17 protein-coding genes are annotated in these 16,376 nt (G+C 70.5%); 2 read left to right on the top strand and 15 right to left on the bottom strand.

The features are described from left to right. Window positions 1-19: 19 nt before the first annotated feature. From QTI45_RS28735 to QTI45_RS28720, 4 genes are all read right to left on the bottom strand, one after another. On the bottom strand, window positions 20-229 hold the full coding sequence (locus tag QTI45_RS28735; RefSeq protein ID WP_286372266.1) for a DUF4287 domain-containing protein: 210 nt from the start codon (window positions 227-229) through the stop codon (window positions 20-22). A gap of 252 nt (window positions 230-481) precedes the next feature. Next, the gene (locus tag QTI45_RS28730; protein ID WP_286656773.1) at window positions 482-1,720 is read right to left on the bottom strand and encodes an NAD(P)H-dependent flavin oxidoreductase; all 1,239 of its coding nucleotides are present in this window, start codon (window positions 1,718-1,720) and stop codon (window positions 482-484) included. A 7-nt stretch (window positions 1,721-1,727) separates the two neighbouring features. Then, window positions 1,728-2,171: a universal stress protein gene (locus QTI45_RS28725; protein ID WP_286656772.1), complete on the bottom strand. Its 444-nt coding sequence runs from the start codon at window positions 2,169-2,171 to the stop codon at window positions 1,728-1,730. Between the two features lie 65 nt (window positions 2,172-2,236). Beyond that, on the bottom strand, window positions 2,237-2,857 hold the full coding sequence (locus tag QTI45_RS28720) for a hemerythrin domain-containing protein (protein WP_286656771.1): 621 nt from the start codon (window positions 2,855-2,857) through the stop codon (window positions 2,237-2,239). A 142-nt stretch (window positions 2,858-2,999) separates the two neighbouring features. Here QTI45_RS28720 and QTI45_RS28715 point away from each other — a divergent pair, with 142 nt between their 5' ends. Then, on the top strand, window positions 3,000-5,696 hold the full coding sequence (locus QTI45_RS28715; protein ID WP_286656770.1) for a bifunctional acetate--CoA ligase family protein/GNAT family N-acetyltransferase: 2,697 nt from the start codon (window positions 3,000-3,002) through the stop codon (window positions 5,694-5,696). Between the two features lie 21 nt (window positions 5,697-5,717). Here QTI45_RS28715 and QTI45_RS28710 read toward each other — a convergent pair whose 3' ends face one another. Next, window positions 5,718-6,428: a sulfite exporter TauE/SafE family protein gene (locus tag QTI45_RS28710; protein ID WP_286656769.1), complete on the bottom strand. Its 711-nt coding sequence runs from the start codon at window positions 6,426-6,428 to the stop codon at window positions 5,718-5,720. A 3-nt stretch (window positions 6,429-6,431) separates the two neighbouring features. Continuing rightward, the gene (gene hemN, locus QTI45_RS28705; protein WP_286656768.1) at window positions 6,432-7,847 is read right to left on the bottom strand and encodes an oxygen-independent coproporphyrinogen III oxidase; all 1,416 of its coding nucleotides are present in this window, start codon (window positions 7,845-7,847) and stop codon (window positions 6,432-6,434) included. Between the two features lie 124 nt (window positions 7,848-7,971). Between hemN and fnr the strand changes: the two genes are divergently transcribed. After that, on the top strand, window positions 7,972-8,688 hold the full coding sequence (gene fnr / locus QTI45_RS28700) for a fumarate/nitrate reduction transcriptional regulator Fnr (RefSeq protein WP_286372273.1): 717 nt from the start codon (window positions 7,972-7,974) through the stop codon (window positions 8,686-8,688). On the opposite strand, the gene QTI45_RS28695 is transcribed toward fnr, so the two are convergent. The 9 genes from QTI45_RS28695 to QTI45_RS28655 form a co-directional block, all read right to left on the bottom strand. Next, the gene (locus QTI45_RS28695; RefSeq protein WP_286372274.1) at window positions 8,669-8,896 is read right to left on the bottom strand and encodes a hypothetical protein; all 228 of its coding nucleotides are present in this window, start codon (window positions 8,894-8,896) and stop codon (window positions 8,669-8,671) included. The two genes, fnr and QTI45_RS28695, sit on opposite strands and share 20 nt — an antisense overlap. A gap of 22 nt (window positions 8,897-8,918) precedes the next feature. After that, on the bottom strand, window positions 8,919-9,194 hold the full coding sequence (locus QTI45_RS28690; protein ID WP_444813195.1) for a FixH family protein: 276 nt from the start codon (window positions 9,192-9,194) through the stop codon (window positions 8,919-8,921). Between the two features lie 25 nt (window positions 9,195-9,219). Further along, window positions 9,220-10,647, bottom strand: coding sequence for a cytochrome c oxidase accessory protein CcoG (ccoG, locus tag QTI45_RS28685; protein WP_444813322.1), 1,428 nt, complete (start codon window positions 10,645-10,647; stop codon window positions 9,220-9,222). Window positions 10,648-10,684: 37 nt separating this feature from the next. Further along, the gene (gene ccoP, locus QTI45_RS28680) at window positions 10,685-11,605 is read right to left on the bottom strand and encodes a cytochrome-c oxidase, cbb3-type subunit III (RefSeq protein WP_286656766.1); all 921 of its coding nucleotides are present in this window, start codon (window positions 11,603-11,605) and stop codon (window positions 10,685-10,687) included. Next, on the bottom strand, window positions 11,602-11,748 hold the full coding sequence (locus QTI45_RS28675) for a cbb3-type cytochrome oxidase subunit 3 (protein ID WP_286372278.1): 147 nt from the start codon (window positions 11,746-11,748) through the stop codon (window positions 11,602-11,604). Before QTI45_RS28675 ends, ccoP begins: the two co-directional genes overlap by 4 nt. A gap of 11 nt (window positions 11,749-11,759) precedes the next feature. Further along, window positions 11,760-12,386: a cytochrome-c oxidase, cbb3-type subunit II gene (gene ccoO, locus QTI45_RS28670; protein ID WP_286656765.1), complete on the bottom strand. Its 627-nt coding sequence runs from the start codon at window positions 12,384-12,386 to the stop codon at window positions 11,760-11,762. Window positions 12,387-12,395: 9 nt separating this feature from the next. After that, window positions 12,396-13,835: a cytochrome-c oxidase, cbb3-type subunit I gene (ccoN, locus tag QTI45_RS28665; protein WP_286656764.1), complete on the bottom strand. Its 1,440-nt coding sequence runs from the start codon at window positions 13,833-13,835 to the stop codon at window positions 12,396-12,398. Between the two features lie 67 nt (window positions 13,836-13,902). Next, window positions 13,903-14,040: a cbb3-type cytochrome oxidase assembly protein CcoS gene (gene ccoS / locus QTI45_RS28660; protein WP_286372281.1), complete on the bottom strand. Its 138-nt coding sequence runs from the start codon at window positions 14,038-14,040 to the stop codon at window positions 13,903-13,905. Continuing rightward, the gene (locus QTI45_RS28655; protein WP_286656763.1) at window positions 14,040-16,358 is read right to left on the bottom strand and encodes a heavy metal translocating P-type ATPase; all 2,319 of its coding nucleotides are present in this window, start codon (window positions 16,356-16,358) and stop codon (window positions 14,040-14,042) included. Before QTI45_RS28655 ends, ccoS begins: the two co-directional genes overlap by 1 nt. Window positions 16,359-16,376: the final 18 nt, after the last annotated feature.

Genomic DNA, 16,376 nt, shown 5'->3' with positions numbered 1-16,376 from the left:
CCGCCTCGCGCCAGACGCGCTACTTCTTCGCCAGGAACACCGCCACCAGGGCGTTCGCATGCCCATGTCCGATCTGGTGCTGGTCCTTCAGGAACTTGACGAGTTCCATGTGCTTCAGGGGACCCGCCTTCTGAAGAAGATCCATCCAATGCGCGATCGGCTTGGCGTAGGTCTTTTCGATGGAAGGAAAGTACGAGGCAGGTCCTTTTGCCTTGGTTGTCTCGACCACGGAGGACTCCTTCAAAAAGGTGAGAGGGACGACGGGTTCGGGCTGACTGTAGCCGGCCGGTCAGGCGGTCGGCTCAGGGTGTTCACGAACCCGGCGCGCAAGCGAGGCTGCAAACCCGAAGCTTGTCTTTGTGAAAGCACCCGAAGGCTACTGCCTCACGCGAGCCGGTGACTCGTACCGGGCGCTGCGGAAATTATCCCCAGCGCCGGCACTCCCGGAGGCTTGAACAGGCTGTGTTCGCGTGAAGCGATTTCAGAAAGTAGCGCCGGAGGTTTCTGCGGGCACGAGTCCCCCCAGCAGCCAGCGCATCAGGTCCTGCACCGGCCGGATCTGGTTGCCGAAGGGCAGCCGGCCCGCGCCGCGAAAGAACAGGCCCTGGCCGGTGCGGCCCGCCAGCGCGTGGCCCAGCATCTTGTCGATGCAGAACTTGCCCCAGCCCGGCGTGCCGTCGCGCAAGCCGCAGTGGGCCAGGCAATCGAAGCGCATGGTGCACGCGGTTTCACGGTGGACCTTGGCCATCAGCCTCGGCTCCAGCCGCAGGTACTTGTCGAGCCAGGGCGTGCGCACGGCGCGCGCCGGCAGGCCCGCGACGCTGGTGAACTCGACCAGGTCCTCGGGGCCCGCATCGGCCAGCACATGCTTGAAGGCCGGGTCGGCATCGCATTCGGTGGTCACCGCGAAGGCGGTGCCGAGCTGCACCGCCGAAGCCCCCAGCGACTGCAGGCGGCGAATGTCCTCGAGGCTCTCGACGCCGCCGGCCGCCACCAGGGGAATGCGGCCTTCGAGGCCCGCCGACTTGAAGAAGGCCTGCACCTGCGGCAGCACGACGTCGAATTCGAAACGCGGGTCGTTGAGGTCGCCCACCCGGGCAGCGCCGAGGTGGCCGCCGGCGAGCCGCGGATGCTCGATCACGATGGCGTCGGGAAGCCGCCCCTTTTTCTCCCATTTGCGAACCACCAGCTGCACGCCGCGCGCATCCGACAGGATCGGTATCAGCGCCACCCCCGGATGCTCGCGCGCCAGTTCCGGCAGGTCCAGCGGCAGGCCGGCGCCGACCACCAGCGCATCGGCGCCGCAGGCCATCGCGTGCCGCACCTGCGCCTCGTAGGCGGTCAGCGCCTTCATGACATTGACCGCCACCAGGCCGCGGCCGCCGGCCAGCTGCCGGGCCTTGGCGATCTCGCGGCCCAGGGCCTCGAGGTTGGCGGCGTCGATGCGGGGACCGGCATCGGGAGCGTCCTCGATGCCGGAGGTCTGCGCCCAGAGGTCGGGGTGCAGGCGCCGGAGGTCGACCGACGACACCGTGCCGACGCCGCCCAGGCCGGCCACCGTGCCGGCCAGCCGGCCCGCCGAGACCCCGACGCCCATGCCGCCCTGCACCACCGGCAGCAGCTCGCGGCCGGCCAGCGTCCAGCTTCGAAGGCCCGAGGCCGAAGCCTGCGCCGCGAGGCTTCGGGCAGCGTCGACTGCTTCGTTGGATGGCTCTCTCATCCGGCCCCTAGCGAAGCACCAGCACGGGCAGGGTGGAATGGGTCAGCACGTGCTGGGTCTCGCTGCCGAGCAGCAGGCGCCCGATGCCCTTGCGGCCATGCGATGCCATCACGATCAGGTCGCTGGCGTGCTTCTCGGCCGCGGCGATGATCGATTCGGCGACCTGGTTGGAGTGCGCCACCTGCGGTTGGCAGCTGACGCCGCTGGCGCTGGCCCGCTCGCCGATCGCGGCCACCATCGCGTGCGCCTTCTCGAGCCGCAGCTTGTCGATGTTCTCGCTCTCGGTGGTCTGCTGGATCGTGGTGCCGTCCATGTAGCTGTGCGGCGGCCGGCGCGCCACGGTGAAGGCGACCAGCTCGGCGCCGTGCTGCCGCGCCAGGCCGATGGCACTGGCAACTGCCTTCTCCGACAACGGGGAGCCGTCGGTCGCAACCAGGATTTTCTTGAACATGATGAGGTCTCCAGATGGAAGGCCTCCAGTCTGGGACAGTCGCGCGCCGGGCGGATTGACAGGGATCAAGCTTGCATCGCTTGCCGACTCGCCTTGCCGGGCACCAGCGCGGGGCCCAGGCCGATCGGCGTCGGCACCGCATTGACGATGCGGGTGAAGAGCGCGCGGTATTCGTCCTCGGGCTCATTGCCGGCGAAGGGATCGCGATGGGCGCCGAAGACGGCGTCCAGATCGCGCCAGTCGTCCTCGGTCAGCACGCGCTCGGCCAGCGGCAGCACCTCCCTCTCCTCCAGCGCCATGTGGTCCAGGTAGAAGTCGGTGTAGCGCGCGATGGCGCGCTCGAAGGACTCGCGGTGGGCCTCGCCGAGCATCTCCCAGACCAGCAGGGCATGCTCGACCTCGCGGATGTTGCGTTCGCCGCGCGCATGGTCCCGGTCCAGGTGGTCCAGCAGGTCGCGCGACATCGGCGTGCGAGCGCGCAGCTTGGGGAACAGCAGCTCGGTCTCGTGGCGATGATGCCGCTGCTCGGGAAACTGGTCGACATAGAACAGCATCGCCCGCAGCGCCGAGAAGTCGGGCGTGCTCTGCTGTCTTCGATGGGCATCGAGCAGCAGCAGGATCGACCGCAGCATGGCCGAGAGGGCCGAGTGCTCGTCGCGGATGATGCGGGTGGTGGTGTGTGCCATGTTCGTCTCCGGTGGAAGCTGCAGCTTTCCACGCCGGCGCCTGCGCTGCTTTGCCGCAGATCAAGAAATGCGGCAAAGCGCCCCCGCAAGCTCGAAGCGCGCGCATGATGCGGGCCTGTTGCTGTTGCTGCCAGGGCCTTCGATGAGCGTGCGCCACCTCGACCGACTGCTGACCCCGCGATCCGTCGCCGTCTTCGGCGCCTCGAACCGAACCGGCTCGATCGGCGCCACGGTCTGGCGCAACCTGCGCGCCGGCGGCTTCAAGGGCCCGATGTACGCGGTCAATCCCAAACACGCGCGGCTCGGCGACGAGCCGGTCTTCGCGCGTGCCGCCGACCTGCCCTCGCCGCCCGACCTGGCCCTGATCTGCACGCCGCCGCGCAGGGTGGCGCGCATCGTGGCCGAGCTCGGGGAGCTCGGCACCCGCGCCGCGGTGATCATCGGCAACGGGTCGAGCGCCGCCGAGAAGCAGGCCGCGCTCGATGCGGCGCGTCCGCACCTCATGCGCCTGCTGGGGCCGGGCAGCATCGGCCTGCTGAGCCCCTGCATCGGGCTGAACGCCAGCCTCGCGCCGGTCGACGCGCTGCCGGGCGAACTGGCCTTCGTCTCGCAGTCCGGCGCGGTGGCCAGCGCCATGCTCGACTGGGCCCGCAGCCGGGGCGTCGGCCTGTCGCACCTGGTGGCGCTGGGCGAGCCCTGCGACGTCGATGTCGCGGACCTGCTCGACCGCCTCGCGAGCGACGGCCGCACGCGCGCCATCCTGCTCTACGTCGAATCGATCGAATCGCCGCGCAAGTTCATGTCGGCCGCGCGGGCCGCCGCCCGCAACAAGCCGGTGATCGCCGTCAAGGCCGGCCGCGCCGGCCAGGGGCTGCGCGCCGCGGCATCGCACACCGGCGCCCTGGCCGGTTCGGACATCGTCCACGACGCGGCCATCCGCCGCGCCGGGATGCTGCGCGTGGACACGCTGCAGGAGCTGTTCATGGCGGCCGCGACGCTGGCGCGCTTTCGCGGCAACCGCAGCGAGACGCTGACCATCCTGGGCAACGGCGGCGGCGCAGGGGTGATGGCGGCGGATGCCGCGGCGCGCGCCGGAATCCCGCTGGCCGAGCCAGGCCTCGCGCTGCAGGAACGGCTCGCCGCGATCCTGCCGCCCAACGCCTCGTGGGCCAACCCGATCGACATCCTCGGCGACGCCCCGCCGGAGCGCTATGCCGCCGCCTTGTCCGCCTTGCTGGCAGAGCCGTCGACCGGCGCGCTGCTGCTGGTCCACGCCCCGTCCGTGGCGGCCCGCGGCGAGGACATCGCGCAGGCCTGCGCCGCGCTGCTGCACGGCGGCGAACCGCGCCTGATGGGCTGCTGGCTCGGCGACACCGGCATGGACCCGGCGCGCCGCGTGTTCGACGCCGCCGGCATTCCCGACTATCCGACGCCCGAGGACGCGGTGCGGGCCTTCGGCATGCTGCAGACCTACCGCGACAACCAGGCGCTGCTGATGGAGGCGCCCAGCGCGAGCGAGAACCCGGCGCCCGACGTGCCGGCGGCGCAGCGCCTGATGGAGACCGCGGCCGCCGACGGCCGCGAATGGCTCGGCGAGCACGAGGCCAAGGCGGTGCTGCAGGCCTACGGCGTGCCGGTGGTGCGCACGCTGGCCGTGCCGGCATCGGGCGAGGGCCTGCTGGAGGCGGCCCGCGAGCTGGGCTATCCGGTGGTGCTCAAGATCGTCTCGCGCGACGTCGCGCACAAGACGGATGTCGGCGGTGTCAGGCTGGACCTGCGCGACGCGCCGGCCCTCGAGCGGGCCGCGGCCGAGATGCGGCAGGCGGTGCGCACGCTGCAGCCCGGCGCCCGCATCGACGGCTTCACGGTGCAGCCCATGGTGCACCGCCCGCATGCGCAGGAGGTGATCGTCGGCGCCAGCATCGATGCGGTCTTCGGGCCGGTCGTTCTTTGCGGCGGCGGCGGCATCGCGGTCGAGGTGATGGCCGACGTCGCCGTCGCCCTGCCCCCGCTCAATCGCAGCCTGGCGCGCGAGCTGGTCTCCCGCACCCGGATGTCGCGGCTGCTGGCCGGCTACCGCGACCATCCGCCGGCCGACCTCGACGCCCTGCACGATGTCCTGATCGCGGTCTCGCAGATGCTGGCCGACCTGCCGCAGCTGGCCGAGCTCGACATCAATCCGCTGTGGGTCGACGAGCACGGCGCGCTGGCGCTCGACGCCCGGCTGCGGGTGGCGCGCGCACGGGTCGCCGGCGCCGCCAGTTTCGCGATCCGGCCCTACCCCACGCAATGGGCTCGCAAGCTCGAATGGAACGGCCGCGCGCTCACGCTCCGGCCGATCCGTCCGGAAGACGAGGCACAGCACCTGCGCTTCCTCGCCAGGCTCAGCGCGGAGGACGTCCGGATGCGGCTGTTCCAGGCCCGCAGCGAACTGCCGCGCAGCGAGCTGGCCCGGCTGACACAGATCGACTACGACCGCGAGATGGCCTTCATCGCCGAAGCCATCGGCGACGACGGCGAGCCCGAGACGCTGGGCGTGGGCCGCACCATCTGCGACCCCGACAACGTGGAGGCCGAGTTCGCGCTGGTGGTGCGCTCGGACCTCAAGGGCGGCGGCCTCGGCCGGCTGCTGTTCGAGCAGCTGATCGCCCATGCCCGGAGCCGCGGCACCCAGCGCCTGGCCGGCCTGATCCTGCGCGAGAACAGCCGGATGCTGAAGCTCTCGCGCGCCCTGGGTTTCGTGCGGGTGCCGAGCGAGGAAGAGTCTTCCGACGTGTTCCATGTGGTGATGAAGCTGGACGCGCCCGCGCCCGCGCCCCCGCCCGCGCCCGGCGCCTGAGGCGCGGCGCGCACGGCCGGGTCAGCGGCACCAGATCTCGATCTGGTGCGCGAGATCCATCCACAGCGCCTGCAGCGCCAGCGCGGCGAGCATCGCGCCCGCCAGCCGCGTACCCCATTGCTGCGACCGGCGGCCGGCGCCGGCGCGCAGCCGCTCGAACAGCCAGGGCGCCAGCAGCAGCGACACGGCACCGCCGGCCGCGAACAGCGCCATCGCAATCGCCCCCTCGAGCACGCCATTGCCGAGGGCCGCGAGCATCAGCGCCGAGTACAGCAGGCCGCAGGGCATCGCGACCCACAGCGCACCGGCGGCCAGCACGCCGAAGGGGCTGCGGGTCATCGGCTGCAGCCGGGCCGCCGCCCAGCGCCCGGCGCGATGCGCCCAGGTCGGCTGCCGGCCCGAGGCGGCCAGCAGCAGGCCCCAGGCGAGCACGAAGGCGTGCAGCAGCATCCAGGCCGGGCGCAGCGCGCCCAGCCGCTCGCTGGCCAGCGCCAGGCCCTGCATCGAGGCCGCGGCCGCGGCGCCGGCGGCAGCGTAGCCGGCCACGCGCCCGGCATGGAACAACAGGCCGGCCGGCAGCGAAGGGGCGGGTGGCGCCAGCGTGGCGATGCCGCCGGCGGGTGCGCGCACGAGGCGGATCACGCCGGCACAGGCGGCGCCGCACATGGCGACGCAGTGCGGTCCGCCGACGAGTCCCATGACCAGCGCGCTGGCCGCCAGCGCCGCCTGCATGGCTCAGACGATGCGCGAGAAGCGCGTCCGGTTGCGGTCGGCCTGCAGGTAGCGATCGAACACCATGGCGATCGCCCGCACGAAGAACCAGCCCAGCGGCGTGACTTCGAGGTGGCGGTCGCTCAGCAGCACCAGCCCCTGCGCCGCGAGGGCCCGCAGCGCCTGGAGTTCGGCCGCGAAGCACTGCGCGAAATCGACCAGGTGCGCCGCCCCGACGGTTTCGAAGTCGACCCGTCCCTGGCACATGATCGCCATGATCACGGTGCGCCGCAGCACGTCGTCGCGCGTCAGCGCCAGGCCGCGCACCACCGGCAGCCGCCCCTGGTCGAGCAGGTCGTAGTACTCCTCGAGCGTCTTGGCGTTCTGGCTGTAGGTGGCGCCGATGCGGCCGATCGCGGACACGCCCAGCGCGACCAGGTCGCAGTCGGGCTGCGTGCTGTAGCCCTGGAAGTTGCGGTGCAGCCGGCCCTGCCGCTTGGCCACGGCCAGTGCGTCGCCCGGCAGCGCGAAATGATCCATGCCGATGTAGACGTAGCCGGCCGCGGTCAGCGCGGCGATCGAGCGCGACAGCATCTCGACCTTGGCCGCGGCATCGGGCAGCGCCTCGGTGTCGATGCGGCGCTGGGCCTTGAAGCGCTCGGGCAGGTGCGCATAGGCGTAGAGCGCGATGCGGTCGGGCCGCAGCGCGCAGACCTGCTCCAACGTGCGGTCGAAGGAAGCGGGGCTCTGGCGCGGCAGGCCGTAGATCAGGTCGACGTTGACCGAATCGAAGCCCAGTCCGCGGGCCGTCGACATCAGGTCGAAGACCTGGCCGGCGGGCTGGATGCGGTGTACCGCCTTCTGCACATCAGGGTCGAAATCCTGGACGCCGAAGCTCAGCCGGTTGAAGCCCAGCGAGGCCAGCGTCACGAGGCGCGCGCGGTCGACGGTGCGCGGATCGATCTCGATCGAGTATTCGCCGTCGGGTGACAGCGAGAAGGCGTCACGGAGCATGGCCATGAGCGTGCGCAGGGCGGCATCGTCGAGAAAGGTGGGCGTGCCGCCGCCCAGGTGGAGCTGGCGCACGCGGGCGCCGCGGCCGAGCTTGTCGACCTGCAGCGAGATCTCGCGCGCCAGGTAGCTCAGGTACTCGCCGCCCTTGCTCTTGTGCCGGGTCACGATCTTGTTGCAGGCACAGTAGTAGCAGAGCGATTCGCAGAACGGGATGTGCACGTACAGCGACAGCGCCCGTGCGCTGGCGCCGGCGCCGCTGCGCTGCTCGAGCGTCTGCGCGTAGTCCTCGGCCGTGAAGGCGTCGACGAAGCGATCCGCCGTCGGATAGGAGGTGTAGCGCGGTCCGGCCACGTCGAACTGCCGCAGCACGGAGGGCGTGGGCAACGCGACGGACGGCGAGAGGGCTGGAGCGGAGGCAAGGAGCATCGCAGACGGCGGCAAGGGCTTCGATGTGTCACTATGCCGCCGTCGCGCCCTGCAAACCTTGACCTGCGTCAACCATCCGGGCCACCGCCCAACGGACAATCCCCGCATGACCTCGACTGCATCAATGAAACCCGAAAACATCAAGGTCGCCTGTTCCAACTGCAACCTGCGCGAGCTGTGCATGCCGGTGGGACTGGCGCCCGGCGAGTTGCAGCGCATCGACGACCTGGTCGCCACGCGTCGCAAGGTCAAGCGGCGCGAGACGCTGTTTCGCAACGGCGAGCCCTTCACCTCGCTCTACGCGATCCGCACCGGCGTCTTCAAGACCCGGGTCGCCAGCGAGGACGGCCGCGACCAGGTCACGGGCTTCCAGATGGCGGGCGAGATCATCGGGCTCGACGGCATCGTCAACGACCAGCACACCTGCGACGCCGTGGCGCTGGAGGATTCCGAGGTCTGCGTGATGCCCTTCGACCGCATCGAGGAACTGTCGCGCGAAGTCACGGCGCTGCAGCGCCACGTGCACCAGATCATGAGCCGCGAGATCGTGCGCGAACACGGCGTGATGCTGCTGCTCGGCAGCATGCGGGCCGAGGAGCGGCTGGCGGCCTTCCTGCTGAACCTGGTGCAGCGGCTGCACGCGCGCGGTTTCTCGCGCTCGGAGCTGGTGCTGCGCATGACCCGCGAGGAGATCGGCAGCTACCTCGGGCTCAAGCTCGAGACCGTGAGCCGGACCCTGTCGAAGTTCGCGGCCGAGGGCATGGTCGAGGTCGAGCAGCGCAACGTGCGCATCGTCGACCCCGACGCGCTGCGGCGCATCGTCAATTCGCCGGGTTGTTGATCTCGCGCGCCGGCCGGGTCAGCAGCAGCGTCAGCGCGCCCGAACCCGTCGCCAGCAGCCAGAAGGCGAAGAAGCCGGCCGTGTAGACGGCCTGCCGCGAGGCCCCGATCGCCTCGCCGCGCCAGTGCAGGTCGCCCGGATCGACCAGCGCGAACACCAGCACCTCGAGCGCGCAGGCCAGCAGGAAGGCCGGCCACAGAATCCACATCCAGCACCGCGCCCGCATCGCTTCAGCGCCTCGGTGCCGGCACGTCGGTGCCCGGGGTCGCCGCGTGGTTGCGGCCGGCCACCGCCGGCATCAGCTTCTTGTCGGCCAGCGTGCTGTTGATCTCGACGCCCTTGCGGTAGTAGTCCTGGTCGACCACCGGGTCGGGCGTGCCGAGGGCCAGCCACAGCGTGGCGAAACTCGCGATCACCACCACGCCCGGCCCGCCGATCACCATCCACACGAGCGGAAAGCGGTACCAGGGCGGACAGGGGCGGGTCGCGTCAACGTCGTCGGTCATCATGGCTTCCTTTGAAAGCGGGGATTCATCGCGGAACCAGGAACACGGCCTTTTCGGACACGCCGTCCCGGCCGTCCTCCGAGCGGACATCGAAGTGCACCTTGTGCGAGCCGGCCGGCGCCGCGCCATAGGGCAGCTGCAGCCTGACCGCGACCCAGCGCGATTGCGCCGGCGCGACCTCGACCCAGGGCTCCGAGGACACCTGCAGCCCGTCGAGGCCGCTGGCCTGGATGCGGTAGCGCTGCGGCTGCTCGGTGGCGTTCATGATCTGCAGCCGGTAGACGTTCTCGAGCTGGCCGCCCTCGACGATGCGCGCCAGCGACGCGCGATCGCGCACCACGTCGACCTTCAACGGCGTCCGGATCACCAGGCTCGCGAGTAGCCCGACGCACAGCGCCATGAGGACCGCGGCGTAGATCAGCACCCGCGGGCGCAGCACGCGGCGCAGCACCTGCCGCGGCGTCCAGCGGCCGGCCATGCCGTTCTGCGTGGCATAGCGGATCAGGCCGCGCGGGGTCTGCATCTTGTCCATGACGATGTTGCAGGCGTCCACGCAGAGGCCGCAGCCGATGCACTCGTACTGCAGGCCCTGGCGGATGTCGATCCCGGTCGGGCAGACCTGCACGCAGAGCTTGCAGTCGATGCAGTGGCCGGCCGCCGGCGCGCTGGCCGCACGCGCCTTCGCCGGCAGCCCGCGGGGCTCGCCGCGCGCGGGCTCGTAGCTCACGATCAGCGTGTCGCGATCGAACATCGCGCTCTGGAAGCGCGCATAGGGGCACATGTACTTGCACACCTGCTCGCGCATGAAGCCGGCATTGCCGTAGGTCGCGAAGCCGTAGAACAGCACCCAGAAGACTTCCCAGGAGCCCATGCGGGTCTGCAGGAACTCCATGCCCAGCTCGCGGATCGGCGAGAAGTAGCCGACGAAGGTGAAGCCGGTCCACAGCCCGATCGAAATCCAGACGATGTGCTTGAACCACTTCTTGACCAGCTTCTCGGCCGACAGGGCGCCACTGTCGAGCCGCATCCGCGCGATGCGACTGCCTTCGATCTTCTCCTCGACCCACATGAAGATCTCGGTGTAGACCGTCTGCGGGCAGGCGTAGCCGCACCACAAGCGGCCGGCCACCGCGGTGAACAGGAACAGCGACAGCGCGGAGACGACCAGCAGCCCGGTCAGGTAGATCAGGTCCTGCGGATAGAGCACCAGGCCGAAGAGGAAGAAGCGCCGCGCGCCGAGGTCGAACAGCACCGCCTGGCGCTGGCCCCACTCGAGCCACGGCAGGCCGTAGAACACGAGCTGCGTCGCGAACACCAGCGCCCAGCGCCAGCGGGCGAAATAGCCGCTCACGCTGCGCGGATAGATCTTCTGGTGGGCCGCGTAGAGCCCGACGCTCTCCTCGGCCACCGCGATCGGGATCACGGTGCGCGGGGGCGGCTTCGGTGTCGGCACGGACAGGGACTCGCTCATGGGACGCTGGTGCCGAGGCTCACTGCCCGGCGGCGGCAGGCGACTTGTTCGACAGGCCCCACACGTAGGCCGTCAGCACATGGATCTGCGCCTCGGTCAGCCGGCCCTGCTGCGCCGGCATCTGGTTGACCTTGCCGCCGTTGATCATCGCGATGATGGCTTCCTGCCCGTAGCCGTGCAGCCAGATCCTGTCGGCGAGGTTCGGCGCGCCGACCGCGATGTTGCCGACGCCGCCGATGCCGTGGCAGGCCGCGCAGACCGTGAACTTGGCTTTGCCGAGGCCCGCGCGCACCGAGTCGTGCGGGCTGCCCGACAGGCTCAGCACGTAGTTGGCGAGGTTCTTCACGTCCTCGGCCGATCCCACCGCCGCGGCCATAGGTGCCATCACGCCGGTGCGGCCGAGCGCGATGGTCTCGTGGATCTTCTCGGGCGTTCCGCCATGCAGCCAGTCGCCGTCGGCGAGGTTCGGAAAGCCCTTGCTGCCGCGCGCATCCGAGCCGTGGCATTGGGCGCAGTTGTTGAGGAACAGGCGCTCGCCGATCGCCATCGCCCCCGGGTCGCCGGCCAGGCGCTCGACCGGCTGGGCCGAGTACGCGGCATAGACCGGAGCCAGTTCGGCGTTGGCCTTCTCGACATCCTTGGCGTACTCGCCCTGCGTGGTCCAGGCCAGCGTGCCGCGGTAGCTGCCCAGGCCCGGGAACACCACGAGGTAGCCGATGCCGAACACGATGGTCAGCACGAACAGGCCCATCCACCAGCGCGGCAGCGGGTTGTTCATCTCGCGCAGGTCTTCGTCCCACACGTGGCCGGTGGTGTTGTCGCTGCTGGCCGGGCCGCGGAAGCGCGCGGTCCACCACAGCAGCAGCGCGCAGGCCAGGATGCCGCCGAGCGCGATGGCGGTCACGAAGTGCGACCAGAAGTCGTTGGTGAAGTCGCTCATGAGGGGTCCTCTTCGAAGGGGAGTCGCGCGGCCTCTTCGAAGGCCTTCGCGTTGCGGCGCGACCAGGCCCAGACCAGGATGCCGATGAAGGTGGCGAACGACGCCAGCGTGGCGGCGATCCGCAAGGTGGTGATGCTGTCCATCGCCGTGCTCCCTACTTGAGTGCGAGGCCGAGCGACTGCAGGTACGCGACGATCGCGTCCATCTCGGTCTTGCCGTTGACTTCGGCCGGCGCAGCCGCGATCTGCGCGTCGGTGTAGGGCACGCCGACCCGGCGCAGCGCCGTCATGTGGTTGGCGGCGACCACGCCATCGAGCGGTGTCTTCTCGAGCCAGCCGTAGGCCGGCATGTTCGACTCGGGCACCACGTCGCGCGGGTTGTTCAGGTGGATGCGGTGCCACTCGTCGCTGTACTTGCCGCCGACGCGATGCAGGTCGGGTCCGGTGCGCTTGCTGCCCCACTGGAACGGGTGGTCGTAGACGAACTCGCCGGCCACCGAGTAGTGGCCGTAGCGCAGCGTCTCGGCGCGGAACGGCCGGATCATCTGCGAGTGGCAGTTGTAGCAGCCCTCGCGCACATAGATGTCGCGGCCCGCGAGCTGCAGCGGCGTCAGCGGCTCGACGCCCTGCACCGCTTCGGTGGTCGACTTCTGGAAGAACAGCGGCACGATCTCGACCAGGCCGCCGACCGCGATCACCAGCAGGATCAGCACGATCATCAGGAAGTTGTTGGTCTCGATCTTCTGGTGCGAGAAGCCGGCCTCGGGGGTGTTCGAACTCATGGCGTGTCCTCAGGCGTGGGCGATGGCGGGTTGCGGAACCGGCGACGGCCTGGAGAAGCCCGAGATCGCCGTCATCCAGACGTTCCATGCCATCACCAGCATGCCGCCCAGGTAGAGCAGGCCGCCCATGACGCGCACCACGTAGTACGGGTAGGTCGCCTTCACGCTCTCGACGAAGGTGTAGGTGAGCGTGCCGTCGGCATTGACCGCGCGCCACATCAGGCCCTGCATCACGCCGGCGATCCACATCGCGGCGATGTACAGCACGATGCCGATGGTCGACATCCAGAAGTGCAGCTCGATCGCCTTCACGCTGAACATCTCGGTGCGGCCGTACATGCGCGGGATCAGGTAGTAGAGCGAGCCCATCGAGATCAGGCCGACCCATCCGAGCGCGCCCGAGTGCACGTGGCCGACGGTCCAGTCGGTGTAGTGCGAGAGCGCGTTGACGGTCTTGATCGACATCATCGGACCCTCGAAGGTCGACATGCCGTAGAAGGACAGCGAGACGATCAGGAAGCGCAGGATCGGGTCGGTGCGCAGCTTGTGCCAGGCGCCCGACAGCGTCATCACGCCGTTGATCATGCCGCCCCAGCTCGGCGCCAGCAGGATCAGCGAGAACACCATGCCGATCGACTGGGTCCAGTCGGGCAGCGCCGTGTAGTGCAGATGGTGCGGGCCGGCCCACATGTAGGTGAAGATCAGGGCCCAGAAGTGCACGATCGAGAGGCGGTACGAATACACCGGGCGCCCGGCCTGCTTCGGCACGTAGTAGTACATCATCCCGAGGAAGCCGGCCGTGAGGAAGAAGCCGACCGCGTTGTGGCCGTACCACCACTGCACCATCGCGTCCTGCACACCGGCATAGGCCGAGTAGCTCTTCATCGCGCCGGCCGGGATGGCGGCGCTGTTGACGATGTGCAGCAGCGCCACCGCGATGATGAAGGCGCCGTAGAACCAGTTGGCGACGTAGATGTGGCGGACCTTGCGGATGCCGATGGTGCCGAAGAACACGATCGCATAGGCCACCCACACGAGCGCGATCAGGATGTCGATCGGCCATTCGAGCTCGGCGTATTCCTTGCCGCTGGTGTAGCCCATCGGCAGGCTGATGGCGGCGGCCACGATCACCGCCTGCCAGCCCCAGAACACGAACGACGCCAGCCCCGGCGCGAACAGCCGGACCTGGCAGGTGCGCTGCACCACGTGCAGGCTGGTCGCCATCAGCGCGCAGCCGCCGAAGGCGAAGATCACCGCGTTGGTGTGCAGCGGCCGCAGCCGCCCGTAGCTGAGCCAGGGGATGCCGAAGTTGAGATCGGGCCAGGCCAGCTGCGAGGCGATGATGACGCCCACCAGCATGCCGACCACGCCCCAGACCACCGACATGAGAGCGAACTGCCGCACCACCGTGTCGCTGTAGACCGGCGCGGAAGGATTCGGAGCATGCATCGCAGAGCCTTCTTTTATGGAACAGGCCCAGTGTCCCGGCGCCGTTCGGGCGCGGTTTTGATGCAGGTCAATCGTTGCGCAGAATGCGCTCGCCTTCGCCTTCGACGTCGTCGAATTGGCCACGGTCCACCGCCCACCAGAGACCGGCGAGGATGAACAGCACCAGCACCACCGAGAACGGGATCAGCAGGAACAGAATGTCCATCAGGCGGCCTCCGCCCGCAGCGGCCGGGCGGCCAGCCGCGCCGCGTTGAGCACCACGGCCAGCGAGCTCGCGGCCATGCCGAGGCCCGCGAGCCACGGCGGCAGCCAGCCGGCGATCGCCAGCGGCACGCACAGCGCGTTGTAGCCGGCCGCCCACCACAGGTTCTGCCGCACCACCCGCAAGGTCCGCCGCGCCTGCGCGATGGCCTCGGGAACGACGCCGAGCGAATCGGCGAGCACCACGAAGTCGGCGTTGGCGCGCGCCAGCGGCACGGCGCGGCCGAAGGCGAAGGAGGCGTGCGCATGCGCCAGCACCGGCCCGTCGTTGAGGCCGTCCCCCACCATCGCCACGGCGCGGCCCTGGGACTGCAGGTCCTGCAGCCGGCGCAGTTTCTCTTCGGGCGTGCAATCGCCGAGCGCCATGCCGATGCCGGCGCGCCGCGCCACCTCGCGCGCCGCGGCACCGCTGTCGCCCGACAGCAGCCAGACCGACTGGCCCTGCGCGTCCAGTTCGGCGACGGCAGCAGCGGCGTCCGCGCGCAGGTCTTCGGCCAGCACGAAGCTCGCCACCCAGCCCTGGCCGTCGCAGAGATAGACCTGGGCCGCCTCCGCCCGCAGCGGTGCCACGCCGCAGAACGCGGCCGAGCCGAGGCGCAGCTCGCGCAGCGGCCCGGCGGCATGCCTGCACAGCTGGCCTTCGAGGCCCTCTCCGGCGCGCTCGGCGAGCCGCACCAGCGTCCAGCCGGGCGCGCTCCGGTGCTGGTCGCGCCAGGCCTGCACCAGCGCCCGCGACGCCGGATGCAGCGACTGCGCCGCCAGTGCGGCCGCGAGCTCGACCGCATCGCCCGGCCGCACGCCCTGGCGGCTGTAGACGCGGTCCAGGCGCGGCGTGTCGCGGGTCAGCGTGCCGGTCTTGTCGAACACCACCGTGTCGACCGCGGCCAGCGCCTCCAGCGCCTGCAGGTTGCGCACCAGCACGCCGCCGCGCGCCAGCGTGCCCGCGCTCGCGAGCATCGCCGCCGGCGTCGCCAGCGACAGCGCACAGGGACAGGTCACGATCAGCACCGCCACCGCGACCATCAGCGCCTTGCCCGGGTCGATCTGCCACCAGAAGGCGCCCGCCGCCGCCGCCGCGGCCAGCACCGCGAGCAGGAAAGGCCGGGCCGCGCGATCGGCCAGCTTCGCGAGCCTCGGCTTCTCAAGCGAGGCGCTTTCCATCAGGGCGACGATCTGCGCGAAGCGGGTGTCCGGGCCGAGCGCCTCGACCCGCACCTCCGCCATCGCGCCAACGTTATGGCTGCCCGCCAGCACGCGCGATCCGCAGGGGCGCGGGACCGGGCTGGACTCGCCGGTGATCAGCGCCTCGTCGGCCGCGGTGTCGCCCGCGATCACGCGGCCATCGGCCGGGAAGGCCTCGCCCGGCAGCACCCGCAGGATGTCGCCGACGGCAAGCCGCCGCAGCGCGACGCGCTCGAACTCGCCCGTGGCGTTGCGCCGCAGCACGCTGTCGGGCAGGCGGTTCATCAGGGCATCGAGCGCGCCGGCGGTGCGGTCGCGCAGCCGCGCCTCGAGCCAGCGGCCGGTCAGCAGGAAGAACACGAACATCGTGAGCGAATCGAGATACAGCTCATGCCCGAGCGGTCCCCCGGGATCGAAGGTGGCCGCGGTGCTGACGACGAAGGTGATCGCGATGCCGAGCGCCACCGGCAGGTCCATGCCGATGCGGCGCTGCCGCAGGTCGCGCCAGGCGCTGCGAAAGAAGGGGCCGCAGGAGAACAGCAGCACCGGCAAGGTCAGCACCCACGAGGCCCAGCGCAGCAGCTGGGCGGCATCGGGCGTCATGTCGCCGGGCTGCGCGATGTAGGCCGGATAGGCGTACATCATGACCTGCATCATGCACAAGCCCGCCACCAGCCAGCGCCAGAGCGCGAGCCGCGACTCGCGTGCGCGCCGCGCGCTGGCCAGCATGTCGGCCGCGGGCACCAGGCGGTAGCCCGCGGACTCCGAGGCGGCGAACCAGCGTGAGGGCTTGACGGCCGCGGCCGACCAGACCACCCGGGCCCGCCGGCTGGCCGCATTGACTTCGGCCGAGAGCACGCCCGGCACCTGCCGCAGCGCCGCCTCGACCGTGAAGGCGCAGGCCGCGCAATGCATGCCCTCGACCACCGCCTGCGACTCCCAGCGGCCGGTGGCATCGCCGTCGTCGAGCGCGCGTCCGAAGCCGGGCCACTCGGCCGGGTCGTCGAGCAGCGACCAGGCCGACTGCGGCGCGGCAGACAGGTTCATGGCCGACGAGGGCGAAGGGAGCGCAGCTTCCATGCCCCGAGGCTAGCGGGC

The sequence above is a fragment of the Variovorax saccharolyticus genome, from assembly GCF_030316765.1.
In the GTDB taxonomy this organism is placed as follows: Bacteria; Pseudomonadota; Gammaproteobacteria; order Burkholderiales; family Burkholderiaceae_C; genus Variovorax; species Variovorax saccharolyticus.
The sequence above is the reverse complement of the archived record's forward strand: the minus strand, read 5'-3'. Positions and strand labels throughout refer to the sequence as shown.